Consider the following 17,877-nt stretch of genomic DNA (forward strand, 5'->3'; position numbering starts at 1 on the left):
GCCCATCAGCAGGTTGAACTTCTGGTCGGTGCCGCCCAGCTCGACGTCGGCTTCGAGCGCGACCGAGTCGTAGCCCTGGACCAGCGGATACAGGAACTCGTGGATCGCGATCGGCTGCCGGGCGGCGTAGCGCTTGGCGAAGTCATCGCGCTCCAGCATCCGCGCGACGGTGTGCTGGGCCGCGAGCCGGACCATGTCGGCCGCCCCCATCGCGGAGAACCATTCGGAATTGAAGCGGACCTCGGTGCGATCGCGGTCGAGCACCTTGAACACCTGGTCGGCATAGGTCTTGGCGTTGGCGAGCACGTCCTCGCGGGTCAGCGGCTTGCGCGTGGCGTTCTTGCCGGTCGGATCACCGATCATCCCGGTGAAGTCGCCGATCAGGAAGATCACCTGGTGACCGAGGTCCTGGAACTGGCGCAGCTTGTTGAGCAGCACGGTGTGGCCCAGGTGCAGGTCGGGCGCCGTCGGGTCGAAGCCGGCCTTGATCCGCAACGGCCGGCCGGACTGCAGGCGCGCGGCCAGCTCTTCTGGCTTGAGGATCTCGTCGGCGCCGCGGCCGATCCGGTCCAGCGCGTCCTGGACGGCGGGACTCACGGGTTCGGCCGGGCCAGCCGGGTGGGTCGAAACGGAAAGCGGGTCGGAAACGGGGTCGGCCAAGGGGGCGTACTCGGGGTGTGGGTCATGATCACGGCGTGACCACGATCATAAACATCGGATGACTGGCACCAAACATTGACGGAGTTGAAAAACCCATTCAGCTCAAGGGTTTGACGCATACTCCTCGCGTCCCTATCGTAACGCCGCTACGCCGCCTTCACAGTCCTGCGCGCGGGAGACATCGATGACAGCACCGCAAACCGGTACAGAACGGCGTCAACGCCTGAAGAACCTGCGCGAAGCCGCCCTGCACCGACCGGTGCTGGCACGCCACCTCTCCAATGGATTCAACGGCCGCTGGTCACGCCGCCAGTGGGTCCAGGCGAGCCTGTTCGCCACGCTCGGCATGCTGGTCGCGTCGATCGTCCCGGGCTTCGACGTGACCCCGGTGCAGGGGCTGCAGGGAACCCGCCAGTCGATGGCGCTCACGCTGCCGCCGCTGCCGGTGTCGCAATCGGAAGCCACGCCAGGCGACAGCTGGCAGGTGGTGCGGGTACAGCCGGGCCAGACGCTCGGCGCGCTGTTCCAGCAGATGGGCGTGCCGGCCACCACCATGTACCGGATCCTCGAGCAGCCCGGCGCGCGCCAGGCGCTGACCCGCCTGCGGCCCGGTACGGAGCTGGCGTTCGACCTCCCGTTGGACGGTCCGCTGCGCGCGTTCCGGTTCGACCGCGATAACGACCACCGCGTCGAGCTGACGATCAAGCCCGACGCGATCGTCGAGAACGTCATCAAGCGTCCGAGCGAGACCCGCACGGTGGTCGCCTCGGGCGAGATCAGCAGCTCGCTGTACGCCGCCGCACGCAAGGCCGGGCTTTCGCCGGGCGCGATCGCGACGATGACCGGCGAGATCTTCCAGTACGACATCGACTTCACCGACGCCCAGAAGGGCGACCGCTTCAGCGTCGTCTACGAGCAGATCTGGCGCGAGGGCGAGCGCATCGGCACCGGCAACATTGCCGCGGCGACCTTCACCACCGGTGGCAAGACCTATTCGGGCTTCCGCTTCGAGCATGAGGGCAAGGTCGGTTACTACACCGCCGACGGCCGGCCGTTGAAGAAAGCGTTCATCCGCATGCCGATCCCGTATGCGCGGATCACCTCGGGCTTCAGCAAGGCGCGCAAGCATCCGGTGCTGGGCCGCACGCGCGCGCACCAGGGCGTGGACTACGGCGCCGGCACCGGCACCCCGATCCACGCCGCCGGCGACGCGCGGGTGTCCTTCGTCGGTTGGAAGGGTGGTTACGGCCGCACCGTCGTGCTGGACCACGGCAAGGGCTACACCACCCTGTATGCGCACATGTCGCGCTTCGGCAAGTACAAGCCCGGCCAGAGCATCAAACAGGGCACCGTGATCGGCTACGTCGGCAGCTCGGGCCTGGCCACCGGCCCGCATCTTCACTACGAATTCCGCATCGGTGGCGTGCACCGCAATCCGCTGACCGTGACGATGCCGCCGCCGGAACCGCTCAAGGGCGCCGCGCTCGCCGCCTTCCGCGCCCAGACCGGCCCGGCGCTGGCCCGCATCCAGCAGGTCGAGGACATCATGTACGCCAAGGTGGAGCCGGCCAGCGAGCCGGCCCCGGCCAAGGCCGACAAGAAGGCCTGAGACCCATGGCACGTGCGACCGCGGGCCCGGCCGGGGCGAACCCGGTCGGGCCCGCGTCGTTCCGGAACAGCGGCGCGACCCCTGGAGCGGGTTCCGGGGCGTTCGTGGGCCTGATCTCCGGCACCAGTGCCGACGGCATCGACGCGGCACTGACCCGGTTCGACGCCGATGGCACGGCCCGGCTGGAGCTCGGCCGGACCTACCCGTGGGATCCACAATTGCGAGCGCGGCTGGTGGAGCTCGGCCAAGGGGCGGCGCTGCAGTCACTCGACGAATTCGGCGACCTCGACGTGCGGATTGGCGAGGCGTTCGCGGCGGCCACCCTGCAGTTGCTCGAGGAGGCCGGCGCCGCCCCGGCGGACATCGCCGCCATCGGGTCGCACGGTCAGACGCTGCGCCACCGGCCGGCCGGCGCCGCGTACGACGGCCACCATCCCTTCACCCTGCAGCTGGGCGACGCAAACGTCATCGCCGAGCGCTGCGGCATCACCACCGTCGCCGACTTCCGCCGTCGCGACGTCGCCGCGGGCGGCCAGGGGGCCCCGCTGCTGCCCGCCCTGCACGCCGCGATGCTGGCCTCCGCGGACGAAGCGCGCGCAGTACTCAACCTGGGCGGGATCGCCAACCTGACCCTGCTGCCGTGCGACGGGACCGGCGCCGGCGTGGCGGGCTTCGACACCGGGCCGGCCAATGCATTGATGGACGCCTGGTGCGAGCGCGTGCTCGGGCAGCCCTACGACAAGGACGGCCGCTTTGCGGCAAGTGGCACGGTCGACCCGGCCCTGCTCGCCCGCCTGCTGGACGAACCGTGGTTCGCGCTGGCGCCGCCCAAGAGCACCGGCCGCGAGCAGTTCCACATCGACTGGCTGACCGCGCGGCTGGGTGGCACCGAAGCACCGGCCGATGTCCAGGCCACGCTGATGCAACTCACCGCCGCCACCGTGGCCGACGCGCTGCTGGCCCGGCAGCCGGGTACGCGTCGCGTGCTGGTGTGTGGCGGGGGAGTGCACAACGCCGCCCTGCTGCAGGCCATCGGCGAACGCCTGCCGGGCGTGGTGGTGGAATCGACCGCCGCCTGCGGGTTGGACCCCGACTTCGTCGAGGCGATGGGGTTCGCGTGGCTGGCGCGACAGACCCTGGCCGGGCGACCGGGCAACCTGCCGGGTGTCACCGGGGCGCGCGGGCCGCGCGTGCTGGGGGCGATCTACCCCGGCAACCTTTCGCCGCTCGACTGAGGCGCGGGCGACGGTTCGCCCGGCGCGTCCGATGGCGCGTCGGCGGAAGTCCGCCCGATCAACGAGAACCCCGGATCGTCCTGGATCTGCTCGAGCGCGGCGATGGCTTCCTGCAGGGCCTGGGCATCGTTGTCGCTGAAGCGCGCGGCCAGCTCCGCCTCACAGGCGAACAGGCCGTGCTCGAGCAGGTGCACGAGTGCCTGCTGCTGGCCCCAGCCATGCGCCGTGGCCACCCGGCGCACGCGCTCGAGCAGCAATGGGTCGATGTCGATCAACACTGTATCGGTCATGGCAACGTCCCGCCGCGCTTACGTCGCGGCTGACTCTGGTGGGGCCTGGTGCCCGGGCTGGAACAGGTTTCCACGTCGCCACAACCATGCCAGCAGCAGCAGGGTGGGCACAACGGTCAGCGCGCTGAGCACGAAGAAGGTGACGTAGGAGGTCGCCTCGACGATGTAGCCCGACACGCCACCGACGAACTTGCCCGGCAGGTTGGCCAGCGACACCAGCAGGGCGTACTGGGTGGCGGTGAAGTTGCGGTCGGTCAGCGCCGACATGAAGGCGATCAGCACCACCCCGGCGAAGCCCTGGAACAGGTTGTCGGCGCTGATCGCGGCATAGAACGCCCAGATCTCGGAAGGGAACTGCGCCATCAGCACGAACGCGACGTTGGACAGCGCCACCCCGATCGCCGCCACGAACAGCATCGCGCGCACGCCATAGGCCGCCACCGCAACGCCGCCAAGGAACGCACCGGCGATGCCCATCCAGATGCCGTAGAGCTTGGACACCGTGGCGATGTCGGCCTTGCTGTAGCCCGAGTCCAGGTAGAACGGCCCGGCCATCACCCCGATCACCTGGTCGGGGAACTTGAACAGCCCCACGAACACCAGCAACGCCAGCCCGAGCAGCAGCCCATTGGTGCTGAAGAAGCTGGCGAATGGCTGCCAGAACGCCCCGACGAAGTCGATCCGGCGCAGCACCGTCGATTCGGGTGCGACCGGTTCGCGCGCCAGCAGCGTGGTGGCGATCGGCAGGACCATCAATGCGGCCATCGCCAGGTAGGCGACCTCCCAGCCGCGGAACTCGGCCAGGTAGAGCGCGCCGGCGCCCGACAGGATGAGGCCGAACCGGTAGCCCAGCGTGTAAGTGGCGGCCAGCGCGGCCTGGGCGTCGGCGGGGGCAATCTCGATGCGGTAGGCGTCGACCGCGGAGTCTTGGGTGGCGCCGGCGAACGAGGCCACCAGCACCCACAACACCAGCGCGGTGACGTCCTCGCCCGGGCGGGTCAGCGCGAGCGCCGCCAACGCCAGCGCCACCACCACCTGCGACACCAGCAGCCACGAGCGCCGGCGGCCGAGGAATGCGGTCAGCGGGAACGCGTAGCGGTCGATCAGCGGCGCCCACAGGAACTTCAGCAGGTAGAAGAAGCTCGCCAGGCTGATCAGGCCGATGCTGCCCAGGTCCAGCCCGACGTCGCGCAGGCGCGTCGACAATGTCATCGAGGCGATCAGCAGGAACGGCAGGCCCGAGCCGAAGCCCAGCATCAGCATGGTGATCGCCGAAGGTGTGCCGAATGCCCGGCGGATGCCCCGCCAGCCCTTGTAGGTCACCGCATCGGCGCTCAACGCCCCAGCTCCAGGTCGTAGTCGACGGTGAACGGCGCATGGTCTGAGAACCGCGGCTCGCGCAGCACCGACCAGCCCCGCAGGCGCTCACCCAGCCGCGGCGTCACCAGCTGGTAGTCGATCCGCCAGCCGACGTTGTTGGCATACGCTGCGCCCCGGTTGCTCCACCAGGTGTAGTCCTGCCCTTCCGGCTCCAGCGCGCGGTAGGCGTCGACCCAACAGGCGCGGTTGCCGTCGGCGCCCTCCCCGCACAGCCGGTTGAGCCAGTCGCGCTCGGGCGGCAGGCAGCCGGAATTCTTCTGGTTGGACTTCCAGTTCCTGATGTCGAGCGCACTGCGGACGATGTTCCAGTCCCCACACAGCACGTAGTCGCGGCCACTGGCGAGCCACTCGTCCAGGTGCGGCGCGAGCCAGTCCATGACCTCGAACTTGAAGCCCTGCCGCAGCTCCCCCGACGATCCCGACGGGATGTAGAACGACACCACGCTCAGGTTGCCGAACCGCGCCTCGATGTAGCGGCCTTCCTCGTCGAAGGACTCCCGCCCCAGTGCGGTGCGGACCTCGTCGGGCTCGTGGCGGCTGTAGATGGCCACGCCGCTGTAGCCCTTCTTGGTGGTCGCGTCGCGGAACCATGCGCGGTAGCCGTCGACCAGGAACTCGGGGCCGGCCAGCTGGTGTTCCTGCGCCTTGGTCTCCTGCACGCACAGGATGTCGGCGTCTTGCTTCGGGAACCAGTCGAAGAAGCCCTTGCGGGCGGCCGATCGCAGGCCATTGGCGTTGAAGCTGATGATGCGCATGCAGGTCCGGTCGGGGGGTCGGGACGTGACGTCGCAGGATAGCCCAGCCGACCGCCTGCCGACCCGCCGCGGCGGGCCACCCGAACCGCCGCCGGTATCATCGGCACCCTCCCGCCCCGGTCGAACGACGTGAACGACACCCGCACCCGATTCCTGAAGCTGGCTCTGGACGCTGACGCGCTGCGTTTTGGCGAATTCACGCTCAAGTCCGGGCGCACCAGCCCGTACTTCTTCAACGCCGGCCGCTTCGACTCCGGCGCTGCCCTCGCGGGCCTGGCGGCCTGTTACGCCGATGCGATCGACGCGGCCGGGCTGGAGTTCGACCTGCTGTTCGGGCCGGCCTACAAGGGCATCCCGCTGGCGACCGCATTGGCCTGCGAGTACGCGCGCCGCGGCCGGGACCTGCCGGTGGCGTTCAACCGCAAGGAGGCCAAGGCCCACGGCGAGGGTGGCCAGCTGATCGGCGCGCCGCTGGCCGGGCGCCGGGTGCTGGTGGTGGACGACGTGATCACCGCGGGCACCGCGATCCGCGAGGCCCTGTCGATCATCGGCGCCGCCGGCGGTACCGTCGTCGGCATCGTGATCGCGCTGGACCGGCAGGAAGCCGTGGACCCGGCGCGGAGCCGACGTTCGGCGGCACAAACTGTCGCAACCGAACACGGGCTGCCGGTCGTCGCGGTGGCATCGCTGGCCGACCTGCTGGCGTTGGCCGGCGACAACCCCGCCCTGGCGGCCTATCGCGGGCAGTTGCTGGCCTACCGCGACGCCTACGGCAGCGACGCGGACGCCTGAACCGGGGACACGCCGCCTGCACGCGGCTGGCCCGACTCTTGCGTGAGTGTATGCAGGAATGCCACCCGGTCCCGCCGACATGAACCGACTTGCCCCCGCCCTGCTCGCCACGCTTGCCGTCCTGGCGCTGCCCGCGCTCGCCCAGACCAAGCCGGCGGCCGAGAAGAAGATCTACTGCTGGGACGAGGGCGGTCGCAAGGTGTGTGGCGACGCCCTGCCGGCCACCGCGGTCGACAACGCCCGCACCGAATTCAGCTCCAGCGGGATGGCTACCCGGCACCTGGACCGGGCGCCCACCGACGCCGAGCGCGCCGAGCTGGACGCACAGGCCGAGCAGGCGCGCGTGGCCGCCGCGGACGCCGACGCCCGCGAACGGCGGGAGCTGGCGATGGTCGAGTCGTATGCCAGCGAGGCGGACCTGCGCAAGGCCTACGCGCACCGCATCGGCCTGCTGGAAACCGCGGTCAAGACCTCGCTGCTCAGCATCGACGGGCTGCGCAGCAGCCTGGTCACGTTGCTGCAACGCGCCGGCGAAACCGAACTGGCCGGCAAGCCGGTCGCCAAGCCGCTGGTGGCCAACATCCAGCGCCAGCACCAGGCCCTGCGCCGCCAGCAGGCGCTGCTGCTGGAGCAGCGGCATGCCCGCATCGCCGCCGACGAGGGCTTGGCGACGGCGGTCGAGCGCTACCGCGAACTCAAGAAGCCCGGTCCCGGCGACCAGGGCTAACGCCGGGCCGACCGGGAACCGGTCGGCCGGCGCACATCAGAACGGCAGGTCGAGGTCGGGGCGGAGCGCGAGCAGCTGCTCGCGGAACGTCGCCTTGATCCGCGCCATTGCCTCGTTGTTGTCGGCGTCGAACCGCATCACCAGCACCGGCGTGGTGTTGGACGCGCGAACCAGTCCCCAGCCGTCCGGCCAGTCGACCCGCAGGCCGTCGATCGTCGACAGTCGCGCGTCCTGGAACTGCGCGGCGGCGACGAACCGTTCGACGAACGCGTGCGGGTTGCCGTCCGGCGCATCGACCTTGATCTCGGCGGTGGCGATGCCGTCGGGCAGCGCGTCGAGCACGTCGCTCGGACGCCCGGGCTGGGCGGCAAGGATCTCCAGCAGGCGCGCGGCGGAATAGATGCCGTCGTCGAAGCCGTACCAGCGCTCGCCGAAGAAGAAGTGGCCACTCATCTCGCCGGCCAGCTCGGCGCCGGTCTCGCGCATCTTGGCCTTGATCAGCGAGTGGCCGGTCTTCCACATCAGCGGGCTGCCGCCGTGGCGCAGGATGTAGCCCGGCAGGCGGCCGGTGCACTTCACGTCGAAGATGATCTGCGCGCCCGGGTTGCGCTCCAGCACGTCGGCGGCGAACAGCATCAGCAGACGGTCGGGGAAGATGTTGTGGCCGTCGCGTGTGACCACGCCGAGGCGGTCGCCGTCGCCGTCGAAGGCGATGCCCAGGTCGGCGTCGAGCCGGTCGACCATCTTCACCAGGTCGGCCAGGTTGTGCGGCTCGCTCGGGTCGGGGTGGTGGTTGGGGAAGGTGCCGTCGATGTCGCAGTACAGCGGCACGACCTCGGCGCCGATGGCCTCCAGCACCTTCGGACCGAGTTCGCCGGCGACGCCGTTGCCGGCGTCGACCACCACCTTCAGCGGGCGGTCGATCTGGATGTCGGAGGCGACCCGCTGGACGTAGTCGTCATCGATCTCGCGGGTCTCCAGCCGGCCCGGCGCGGGCGCATTGTGCAGGCGGCCGTCGGCAATGCGGGCGTACAGGTCGGTGATCGCGTCGCCCGACAGCGTCTCGCCGCCGACCACGATCTTGAAGCCGTTGTAGTCCGGCGGGTTGTGGCTGCCGGTGACCGACACGCACGAGCCGGCCTGCAGCTGGTAGGCGCCGAAATACACCAGCGGCGTCGGCGCGAGGCCGATGTCGATGACGTTGCGGCCGGCCTTGCGCAGGCCGGTGACCAGGCCGCCGGCCATCTCCGGGCCCGACAGGCGACCATCCCGGCCCACCACGATGTCCTGCAGCCCCTTGTCCTGCATCAGCGAGCCGATCGCCTGGCCGATCAGCTCAGCCACCTGCGGCGAGAGATCGCGTCCGACCACGCCGCGGATGTCATAGGCGCGGAAGATGCCGGGTTCGATCTGGACGCCCGGCGTCGAGGCGGTGTCGGTAGGCGTGGCAACAACGGGGGCGGCAGCGTCGGTCATGGGCACCTGGTCGGGGTCGGCGGAGGCGTCGCCGGCAGCGGCCGGCGTCGGGAACGGTATGCCCTCGTCGGTGTCGGCGCCGTCATCGGCCGAGCGGCGCACCAGCAGGTGCGGCGCCCGCCACGCGACCACCGCGAGCAGCGCCAGCAATGCGAGCACCGCGGCGACGACGAGGCAACCGACCGCGTCCAGCCCGAACGGCGCACCGGCCACGCCGGGGACGGCGGCGGCCACGCGCAGGTCGCTGTCGGGGACCGGCTTGGCCAGTACCTCGGCACCGCCGGACAGGCTGGCATCGCCGCGCTCGACCACGCTGTAGCCGCCCTGGCGGACCGCCAGGTAGGTGTCGGCGGGCACCGCCGCGGTGGTCAGCGGGCCGGTGACGCGCTTGAGGTCGAGCATCACCAGCGCGACCGCGACCACGCTGTCGGCCTCTCTCACCGGCGCGGCGAGCGCCAGCCGCGGGCCGCTTGCGGTGTCGACCACGCGCGCCACCGTTGCGTCGCTGGCCACGGCGGCCTCCAGCACGCCCAGGCGGCCGAACCCGCCCTCCGGGAGCGCGGCGTAGGCGCTGTCGAGCGTGGGCGCGAGCACCGTGCCGTCGCTGGCGCCTGGCCAGCCGTCGGACAGCAATGCACCGGCACGGGCGAAATCACCCCCGGCAATGGCCGCGCGCAGGACCGGGTTGGCCAGTTGCTGGTCGAAGCGCTGCCGCTCCGCAGTGAGCGAATCGCCGATCGCCTTGAGCGCGCCATCGCGCGACTGCTGGATCGCGTCGCGGCGCGTGCCGTCCTGGTACTGCTGCCAGCCGCTCCAGCTGAACCACAGTGCGAGCAGCGCGCAGACCACGGCGAGCAACGGCAGCAGCGGTGCAATGCTGGCCATCGAGAGCTGAGGCCGTTCCATCTTCATGTCGATCATTTCCACATCCCCTGCTTGCCGCGTGGCGTGGCGCGTATGCGCCCGCCGTCATGTCTTCAACGCACGCCGGTATGGCCGAATCCGCCAGCCCCGCGTGCGCTCTCCTCGAATGTCTCCACCACCTGCAGCCGCGCCCGCACGATCGGCAGCACGACGAGCTGGGCGATGCGATCCCCCGGCTGCATCGTAAAAGCCTCCTTGCCGCGATTCCACACGCTGATCATCAACGGCCCCTGGTAGTCGGCGTCGATCAAGCCGGTGCCGTTGCCGAGCACGATGCCGTGCTTGTGGCCGAGCCCGGACCGCGGCAGCACCACCGCGCAAAGGCCCGGGTCGCCCAGGTGCATCGCCAGGCCTGACGGCACGAGCGCGGTGTCACCGGGCTCGAGCACCAGGGCGTCGTCGAGCGCGGCGCGCAGGTCCAGGCCGGCGCTTGCAGCGGTGGCGTACTCGGGCAACGGCCATTCGGTGCCGAAGCGGGGGTCGAGGATCCTGATTTCGAGCGTGTGGTGCATGCGGTTTCCGGCTGGATGGGCGGGCGGGCGGCGGGCGGTCAGCGCGCGGGCAGGCGCTGGGCGACGATGTCGAGCAACGCGACGGCGAGATCGGTCTTGCTTGCCGGCCCGAGCTCGACCCGCAGGCCGTGGCCGAGCACGAGCAGGGCATTGTCGTCACTCTCGAACCCGCTGCCCTCCACGCCGACGCGGTTGGCGCAGACCAGGTCCAGGCGCTTGCCCTCCAGCTTGGCGCGCGCATTGGCTTCGACGTCACCGGTCTCGGCGGCGAAACCGACGACCAGCGCCGGGCGCGCCTCGCTGCCCGCCACGTCGGCAAGGATGTCGGCGGTGCGCACCAGTTGCAGCACCAGGCCGTCCTCGCCAGGACGCTTCTTGATCTTTTCCGCGGCGACGGTCGCCGGGGTGAAGTCGGCGACCGCGGCGGCGCCGATGAAGATGTCCGCCGGCAGTGCGGCCATTACCGCGGAATGCATCTGCGCCGCCGAGCGCACGTCGACGCGCTCGACCCCCTCCGGCGTCCCCAGCGCGACCGGGCCGGCGACCAGCGTCGTGCGGGCGCCGCGGGCGGCGGCCGCGGCCGCGATCGCGAACCCCATCTTGCCGCTGCTGCGGTTGCCGAGGAACCGGACCGGGTCGAGGTCCTCGAAGGTCGGGCCTGCGCTGACCACGACCCGGCGCCCGGCAAGCCCGTCGGTGTTCAAGCCGATGCCCGCGCCAGCGCGGCGACGATCGCCTCGGGTTCCATCATCCGGCCCTCGCCGACCTCGCCGCATGCCTGTCCACCCGAGTCGGGCCCGAGCAGCAGCGCGCCGCGCGCGCGCAGGGTCTCGACATTGGCCTGGGTTGCCGGGTGGGCCCACATCAGCCGGTTCATCGCCGGGGCGAGCGCGAGCGGTGCGTCGGTGGCCAGGCACAGGGTGCTGACCAGGTCGTCGGCCAGCCCGTGGGCCAGGCGCGCGATGGTGTTGGCGCTGGCCGGCGCGATGACGATGCGGTCCGGCCAGCGGGCCAGCTCGATATGGCCCATCGCCGCTTCGGCCGCGGCATCCCACAGCGAGGTCCGTACCGGGCGGCCCGACAGCGCCTGGAAGGTGGTGGCGGTGACGAACCGCTCGGCGTTGGCGGTCATCGCCACCTGCACCACCGCGCCCGCATCGGCCAGCCGGCGCACCAGCGCGGCGGCCTTGTAGGCGGCGACGCCGCCACACACGCACAGCAGGATCTTCTGGTCTTGCAACAGGTCCACGCGGGCAAATTCCTACCGCCGAAGCGGCGCCCAGCTTACCCGAAGCCGTGTAGCGGCCCGATGGCCGGCGGCGGCCGCATTGGCGACCCTGACGGCCATGCATATCCGTGACTGGCCGGCCGACGAGCGCCCCCGTGAGAAGCTGCTTGCGCGCGGCGCGGGTGCATTGTCGGATGCCGAGCTGCTGGCGATCTTCCTCGGTTCCGGACTGCGCGGTCGCGACGCCGTTGGTACCGCACGCGAGCTGCTGCAGGCGCACGGCCCGTTGCGGCGGCTGCTCGACCTGCCACCGGCCGCGCTGGCCAAGCTGCCCGGGTTGGGGCCCGCGCGCTCGTGCTCGCTGGCGGCGGCACTCGAGCTCGGCCAGCGCCACCTGTCGGCCGACCTCGAGCGCGGCGCCGCACTCAGCGACCCGCAGGCGGCCGGCCGCTATTTCGCGCAGCGGCTGCGCGGGCTGCCGCACGAGGTGTTCGCAGTGCTGTTCCTGGACAACCGACACCGCGCGATAGCGTTCGAGGAGCTGTTCCGCGGGACCCTGGACGGCACCGAAGTGCATCCGCGCGAGGTGGTGCGGCGGGCGTTTGCGCACAACGCGGCCGCGCTGATCGTCGGCCACAACCATCCAAGCGGAAACCGCGAACCCAGCGCCGCCGACCGCGCGGTGACCGCACGGCTCAAGCAGGCGCTGGCGCTGGTCGACCTGAGGTTGCTGGACCATTTCGTGATCGCCGACGGCCCACCGGTGTCGCTGGCGGCGCGCGGGTGGGTCTGAACCGCCCGGCAGCCCGCGCCGTGGCGGGGTAAAATGCCCGGTTCCGCTGAACCACCCAGGATTCCCGTGAAAGCCTCCATCCGCGCGCTGGTCGCGCAGGCCGTCGACGCGCTGCGCGCGAACGGCACCGTCCCGACCGACCTCGAACTGCCCGACTTCGTCATCGAGCGGCCGAAGACCCGTGCACAGGGCGACTTCTCGACCAACGCCGCGATGCTGCTCGCCAAGCCGGCGCGGTCCAATCCGCGTGCGGTGGCCCAGGCGATCGTCGACGCGCTGCCGGCCAACGACGACATCGCCCGGGTCGAGATCGCCGGACCGGGCTTCATCAACTTCCACGTGGCCGAGTCGGCTTGGCGCCGCCAGCTGGGCGATGTGTTCACCCAGGCCGAGGCCTACGGGCGCAACGCCTCCGGGCGCGGTCGCCGCGCCGGCGTCGAGTACGTGTCGGCCAACCCGACCGGGCCGCTGCACGTCGGCCACGGCCGCGCCGCGGTCATCGGCGACTGTATCGGCCGCGTGCTCGCCGCCAACGGCTGGGACGTCGCCCGCGAGTACTACTACAACGACGCCGGCGCGCAGATAAACAACCTGGCGATCTCGGTGCAGGCGCGCGCGCACGGCCGCACGCCGGAGGATGCCGGCTGGCCCGAGGACGGCTACCGCGGCGACTACATCAAGGACGTCGCCCGCGCCTACCTGGACGGCGCCAGCGTCGAGGTCGACGGCCAGCACGTCACCGCCGCCGGCGACCCGGACGACATCGACGCGATCCGGCGCTTTGCCGTCGCCTGGCTGCGGCGCGAGCAGAACGCCGACCTGGAGGCCTTCGGGGTCGGCTTCGACGTCTACTTCCTGGAGTCCTCGCTGTACACCGATGGCAAGGTCGAGGAGACGGTGCGCGAACTCGTCGCCCACGGCCACACCTACGAGGAGGGCGGCGCGCTGTGGCTGCGCAGCACCGACTTTGGTGACGACAAGGACCGCGTGATGCGCAAGTCCGACGGCAGCTACACCTACTTCGTGCCGGACGTGGCCTACCACCTGAGCAAGTGGCAGCGCGGCTACGAGCGCGCCATCACCGAGCTGGGCGCCGACCACCACGGCTCGCTGGCACGGGTGAAGGCCGGGCTGCAGGCGCTCGACGCCGGCATCCCGCAGGGCTGGCCGGAGTACGTGCTGCACCAGATGGTGACGGTGATGCGCGGCGGCGAGGAAGTGAAGCTGTCCAAGCGCGCCGGCAGCTACCTGACCCTGCGCGACCTGATCGACGAGGCCGGCCGCGACGCCACCCGCTGGTTCCTGATCGCCCGCAAGCCCGACTCGCAGCTCACCTTCGACATCGACCTGGCCCGCAGCCAGTCGCTCGACAACCCGGTCTACTACGTGCAGGTCAGCCATGCGCGCATGTGCGGGCTGATGCGCCAGCTGGCCGAGCGCGGCCTGGGCTACGACCGCGACGCCGGCCTCGCGCAACCGCTGGACCTGGACGATGCCGCCGCGCACGAGCTGGTCACCGCGATCCTGCGCTACCCGGACGTGGTCGAGGTGGCCGGCCGCGACCTCGAGCCGCACCAGCTGGCGGCATACCTGCTCGAACTGGCACAGACGTTCCAGACGTACTACAACGACCACCAGTTCCTGGTCGACGACGATGCCACCCGGCACGCGCGGCTGGTGCTGGCGATGGCGACCCGCCAGGTGCTGGCGAACGGTCTTGATCTGCTGGGCGTGAGCGCCCCCGAGGTGATGTAAGTGGCAGCACGACGCGGTAAATCCCAGGCTCGACGCAACGCCGGCAACGGCGGCCTGCCCGGCTGGGCGTGGATGGTGCTCGGCATCGTCCTGACGATTGTGGTGGTGCTGCTCGCACCGCGGGTGCTGAAGTCCGACGGCGACGGCTTCTTCCGGCCGCAGCCCAACCCCGACGCGCGCCCGGCGCCGGCCTCCAGTGCCGACGATGGCCTGGCCGATGCGACCGACGACGCGCAGCCCGCGCCTGCGGACGAGGGGCCGGACTACGACTTCTACACCCTGCTGCCGGGCAAGGAAGTGCCGATCAGCGACGCCGAACTGGCGGCCACGGAGCGTGCGGAATCCGAGCGGCTTGCGGCGCGTGAGCGCGCGGCCGAGCAGGCCGCGGCCGACGCCGCCGACCGCGCGCTGCCGGCACCGGTGGTGCTCGACCCACCCGCGCAACCGTCAGCACCCGCCACGCCGGCTACGCCTGCGCGGCCGGTCTCCGGCACGGCCACGGCCGCCGGTGCCGGCGACGGGCGCCGCTACCTGCTGCAGGCGGGTGCGTTCCAGGCGTCCGGGCAGGCCGAGGAGCTGAAGGCACGCATCGCCCTGCTCGGCCTGGGTGCCCGGGTGGAGTCGGCACAGATCGACGGCAAGACCATCTATCGCGTGCGGATGGGGCCGTACGGCACCGCCAGCGACCTCGCCGACGCCAAGCGCGCGCTCGAGCGCGGCGGCCTGCCGGCGATGGCGATCGAGGTCAAGTAGGCCCGCACGCGGGCCGTCTGGGTCGGCTCAGCCCGCCGGCGGGGCGGGACGGCGCTTGAGGGTGATCAGCGCCGAGGTGTCGGCGTCGCCGCGGCCGCGGTCGGCCAGTTCGGCGTAGTCGGCCAGCGCCTGCTCCAGTACCGGCGTACGCACGCCGGCCTCGCGTGCGACCGCCTGCACGATGCGCAGGTCCTTGAGCATGTGCGCGCTCTTGAACCCCGGGGTGAACTCGTCGCGCAGCATCGTCGCGCCGCGCTTGTCCAGGAACCAGTTGCCGGCCGCGCCGGCCATCAGCGTCGGCAGCAGGGTGTCGGCGTCCAGGCCGAGCGCCTCGCCCAGCGCGAGCCCCTCGCACACCGCTTCGTTGATGCCGGCCACCAGCACCTGGTTGACCGCCTTGGTGGCCTGTCCGCTGCCGGTCGGCCCCATGTGGCTGACGCGGGCGGCGTAGGCGTCCAGCACCGGCCCGACCTGCTCCAGCTGCCCGGCATCGCCGCCGGCCATCACCGACAACCGCCCGTTGCGCGCGCCCTCGACGCCACCGGACACCGGCGCGTCGATGAAGCCGATGTCGTGGGTGGCCAGCATCGCCGCGGCGCGACGGGCGGTCTGCACCGACACGGTCGAGTGGTCCACCACCACCGCCCCGGCCTTGAGCACCTGGGCGAGTGCGGCCACGTTCTCCAGCACGTCCGCGTCGATTGACACGCACAGCGCGACGACGTCGCAATCGGCGAAGTTGTCCGCCGACCGGGCCGAGCGGACCTTGAGCTCGCTCGCCAGCGCATCGGCCTTGGCTTGGGTGCGGTTGCCGACCACGGTCAGCAGGCCCCGTCCATGCAGGTGGCGCGCCATCGGTGCGCCCATCGCGCCAAGGCCAATCAATCCGACTTTCACGGCTTCTCCTCCGGGTCGCCTGTGGCGACATGCGTGCCGGCACGGGCCGACATCGGTTGCAAACGTACAAACCCGCCCGGAACGGCGGGCGTTCCGGACGGGGCGTGCGACGCGCCTCAGTCCAGCGGCGCGTCGTCGAGATAGGTGTATCCGGTCAGCCCGGCTTCCAGCGCCGCGTTCAGTCGGGCGGCCTCGGCGTCGGGCAGGCCGGCCGCCGCGACCTTGCGGTGGTAGGCGTCGCGCAGCGTGCCGACGTCATAACCGACATAGTCCAGCATCACGTCGGCGGTGTCGCCGCGGCGCTGCTGGGCCAACCGGTAGCCCTGCCCGTCGACCCTGACCTCGACCGCGTCGGTATCGCCGAACAGGTTGTGGATGTCGCCCAGGATCTCCTGGTAGGCACCGACCATGAAGAAGCCGAGGCGGTAGCTCTCGCCCGGCCGCAACGCGTGCACCGGCATCGACGTGTTGAGGCCTTCGGCCTCGACGTAGGTGTCGATCCGGCCATCGGAATCGCAGGTGAGGTCGGCGATCACGCCGCGCCGCCCGGGCGCCTCGTCGAGCCGCTCGATCGGCACGATCGGGAACACCTGCTGGATCGCCCACACGTCCGGCATCGACTCGAACACGCTGAAGTTGACGAAGTACTTGTCGACCAGCCGCTGCTTGAGCTCGTCGAGCACCGACTGGTGGCTCTTTTCACCCGCGCTGAGGCGGTCGCGTACGCCATGGGCGATCAGGTAGAACAGGTCGTCGATGCGGGCGCGGTGGACCAGGTCGATCTGGCCGAGCGCGTACGCGGCCAGGCCTTCGTTGTGGAAGTGCACGGCCTCGTGGAACAGCTCGACCGCCGGGCGCTGGTCGAGCCCGGCGTGGATGTCGCGAAGATGGCGGATCACCGCCGGCTCGTCGTCGTGCACGTCCGGCAGGCGCCCTTCCGGCGCGCGCTCGACTTCCGACACGTTCGCCACCAGCACGGCGTGGTGCGCGGTCATCGCGCGCCCGCACTCGGTGATGATCCGCGGCGGCGGCAGCTGGTGGGTCGCGCACGCCTCGGCCAGCGCCTGCACGATCGTCGAGGCGTACTGCTTCACCCCGTAGTTGATCGAGTAGTAGCTGCGCGAGCGCGTGCCCTCGTAGTCGACACCGAGCCCGCCGCCGACATCCATGAAGCGCACTTTCGCGCCGAGTTTCGACAGCTCGACGAAGTAGCGCACCGCCTCGCGCATGCCGCTGGCGATGTCGCGCACGTTGGAGATCTGGCTGCCCATGTGGAAATGCAGCAGCTCCAGGCAGTCGGCCATGCCGGCATCGCGCAGGCGCTTCCACAGGTCCAGCACCTGCCGGGGCGACAGCCCGAACTTGGCCTTGTCGCCACCGCTGTTCTGCCATTTGCCGGCGCCCAGCGACGCCAGCCGCATGCGCACGCCCAGCCCGGGCCTGACCCCGAGCGCTTCGGCTTCTTCCATCACCAGCGAGAGCTCGGACGGCTTCTCGACGACGATGAAGGTCTGCAGGCCGAGCTTGCGGCCGATCAGCCCCAGCCGGATGTACTCGCGGTCCTTGTAGCCGTTGCACACGATCACGCCGCCGGGCCGGCTCAATGCCAGCACCGCCATCAGTTCGGGCTTGCTGCCGGCCTCCAGGCCGAAGCCCTCGCCGGCGTGCGAGGCCAGCGTCCCGGCGACGGCCTGGTGCTGGTTGACCTTGATCGGATAGACCGCGGTGTAGCCACCGGGATAGCCGGTCTCCGCCATCGCCTCGGCGAAGGCCGCCTGCAGCTTGCCCAGGCGGTTGCCGAGGATGTCGGGAAAACGCACCAGCATCGGCAACCGGGCACCACGCGCGCGGGCCTCGTCGACCACTTCCGGCAGCGCGATCGCCGGGCCGGCAGCGCCCAGCGGCCGCACCACGACCTGCCCCGTCGTGTCGACGTCGAAATACCCCTCGCCCCAGTAGGGGATCGAGTAGGTCTTGCGGGCCTGATCAATCGACCAGTCGGACATCGGCGCACTACCGGGCAGTGGGGGACGCGCATTCTATCGTTCCACGCGCACCGGGACCGTCACGGCGCGGCTCACGGCGCGTTGG

15 protein-coding genes and 1 pseudogene (1 of these 16 only partly in view) are annotated in these 17,877 nt (G+C 70.9%); 7 read left to right on the forward strand and 9 right to left on the reverse strand.

Features of this window, described 5'->3' with window-relative positions; translation table 11 throughout:
- A protein-coding gene (tyrS, locus tag KOD61_RS12350) for a tyrosine--tRNA ligase (protein WP_215218948.1) crosses the window boundary here: on the reverse strand, window positions 1–597 show its start. 618 nt of this gene lie to the left of the window's left edge; the window shows 597 of its 1,215 coding nt (coding positions 1–597); it begins with the start codon at window positions 595–597; its stop codon lies beyond the left edge, outside the window.
- Between the two features lie 247 nt (window positions 598–844).
- Here tyrS and KOD61_RS12355 point away from each other — a divergent pair, with 247 nt between their 5' ends.
- Both KOD61_RS12355 and KOD61_RS12360 read left to right on the forward strand, forming a co-directional pair.
- On the forward strand, window positions 845–2,269 hold the full coding sequence (locus tag KOD61_RS12355) for a peptidoglycan DD-metalloendopeptidase family protein (RefSeq protein WP_215218949.1): 1,425 nt from the start codon (window positions 845–847) through the stop codon (window positions 2,267–2,269).
- A 113-nt stretch (window positions 2,270–2,382) separates the two neighbouring features.
- The gene (locus KOD61_RS12360) at window positions 2,383–3,504 is read left to right on the forward strand and encodes an anhydro-N-acetylmuramic acid kinase (RefSeq protein ID WP_251370723.1); all 1,122 of its coding nucleotides are present in this window, start codon (window positions 2,383–2,385) and stop codon (window positions 3,502–3,504) included.
- Here KOD61_RS12360 and KOD61_RS12365 read toward each other — a convergent pair.
- From KOD61_RS12365 to KOD61_RS12375, 3 genes are read right to left on the reverse strand one after another with little or no spacing between them, the layout of a single operon-like run.
- Window positions 3,474–3,794, reverse strand: coding sequence for a hypothetical protein (locus KOD61_RS12365; RefSeq protein ID WP_407074546.1), 321 nt, complete (start codon window positions 3,792–3,794; stop codon window positions 3,474–3,476). The two genes, KOD61_RS12360 and KOD61_RS12365, sit on opposite strands and share 31 nt — an antisense overlap.
- 18 nt (window positions 3,795–3,812) lie before the next feature.
- Window positions 3,813–5,132, reverse strand: coding sequence for an AmpG family muropeptide MFS transporter (locus KOD61_RS12370; protein ID WP_215218951.1), 1,320 nt, complete (start codon window positions 5,130–5,132; stop codon window positions 3,813–3,815).
- Window positions 5,129–5,929, reverse strand: a complete 801-nt coding sequence (locus tag KOD61_RS12375) for an exodeoxyribonuclease III (RefSeq protein WP_215218952.1) — start codon at window positions 5,927–5,929, stop codon at window positions 5,129–5,131. The genes KOD61_RS12370 and KOD61_RS12375 overlap by 4 nt, the downstream gene beginning before the upstream one ends.
- A 129-nt stretch (window positions 5,930–6,058) precedes the next feature.
- On the opposite strand from KOD61_RS12375, the gene pyrE reads away from it, so the two are divergent.
- Window positions 6,059–6,721, forward strand: a complete 663-nt coding sequence (gene pyrE, locus KOD61_RS12380) for an orotate phosphoribosyltransferase (protein WP_215218953.1) — start codon at window positions 6,059–6,061, stop codon at window positions 6,719–6,721.
- A 79-nt stretch (window positions 6,722–6,800) separates the two neighbouring features.
- Window positions 6,801–7,448 (forward strand): hypothetical protein, encoded by a 648-nt coding sequence (locus KOD61_RS12385; RefSeq protein ID WP_215218954.1) that lies wholly within the window; start codon window positions 6,801–6,803, stop codon window positions 7,446–7,448.
- Window positions 7,449–7,484: 36 nt separating this feature from the next.
- Here KOD61_RS12385 and KOD61_RS12390 read toward each other — a convergent pair whose 3' ends face one another.
- The 3 genes and pseudogenes from KOD61_RS12390 to coaBC all read right to left on the reverse strand — a co-directional run bounded on the left by KOD61_RS12390 (window position 7,485) and on the right by coaBC (window position 11,609).
- Window positions 7,485–9,845, reverse strand: a complete 2,361-nt coding sequence (locus KOD61_RS12390) for a phosphomannomutase/phosphoglucomutase (protein WP_407074547.1) — start codon at window positions 9,843–9,845, stop codon at window positions 7,485–7,487.
- Between the two features lie 56 nt (window positions 9,846–9,901).
- Window positions 9,902–10,360, reverse strand: a complete 459-nt coding sequence (gene dut / locus KOD61_RS12395) for a dUTP diphosphatase (protein WP_215218955.1) — start codon at window positions 10,358–10,360, stop codon at window positions 9,902–9,904.
- 38 nt (window positions 10,361–10,398) lie between these two features.
- A pseudogene (gene coaBC, locus KOD61_RS12400) lies at window positions 10,399–11,609 on the reverse strand (bifunctional phosphopantothenoylcysteine decarboxylase/phosphopantothenate--cysteine ligase CoaBC).
- Between the two features lie 97 nt (window positions 11,610–11,706).
- Here coaBC and radC point away from each other — a divergent pair.
- From radC to KOD61_RS12415, 3 genes are all read left to right on the forward strand, one after another.
- Complete coding sequence (radC, locus tag KOD61_RS12405) at window positions 11,707–12,381, forward strand: RadC family protein (RefSeq protein ID WP_215220409.1); 675 nt, start codon at window positions 11,707–11,709, stop codon at window positions 12,379–12,381.
- Between the two features lie 66 nt (window positions 12,382–12,447).
- A complete protein-coding gene (gene argS, locus KOD61_RS12410) occupies window positions 12,448–14,136 on the forward strand; it encodes an arginine--tRNA ligase (protein ID WP_215218956.1) in 1,689 nt (562 codons plus the stop codon).
- Window positions 14,137–14,889 (forward strand): SPOR domain-containing protein, encoded by a 753-nt coding sequence (locus KOD61_RS12415; protein WP_215218957.1) that lies wholly within the window; start codon window positions 14,137–14,139, stop codon window positions 14,887–14,889.
- A 27-nt stretch (window positions 14,890–14,916) separates the two neighbouring features.
- On the opposite strand, the gene KOD61_RS12420 is transcribed toward KOD61_RS12415, so the two are convergent.
- On the reverse strand, window positions 14,917–15,786 hold the full coding sequence (locus tag KOD61_RS12420) for an NAD(P)-dependent oxidoreductase (protein WP_251370597.1): 870 nt from the start codon (window positions 15,784–15,786) through the stop codon (window positions 14,917–14,919).
- 116 nt (window positions 15,787–15,902) lie between these two features.
- Window positions 15,903–17,792 carry an arginine decarboxylase gene (speA, locus tag KOD61_RS12425; RefSeq protein ID WP_215218958.1) on the reverse strand — a complete coding sequence of 630 codons (1,890 nt, stop codon included), beginning with the start codon at window positions 17,790–17,792 and terminating at the stop codon, window positions 15,903–15,905.
- Window positions 17,793–17,877: the final 85 nt, after the last annotated feature.

The organism is Lysobacter luteus (genome assembly GCF_907164845.1).
GTDB lineage: Bacteria > Pseudomonadota > Gammaproteobacteria > Xanthomonadales > Xanthomonadaceae > Novilysobacter > Novilysobacter luteus.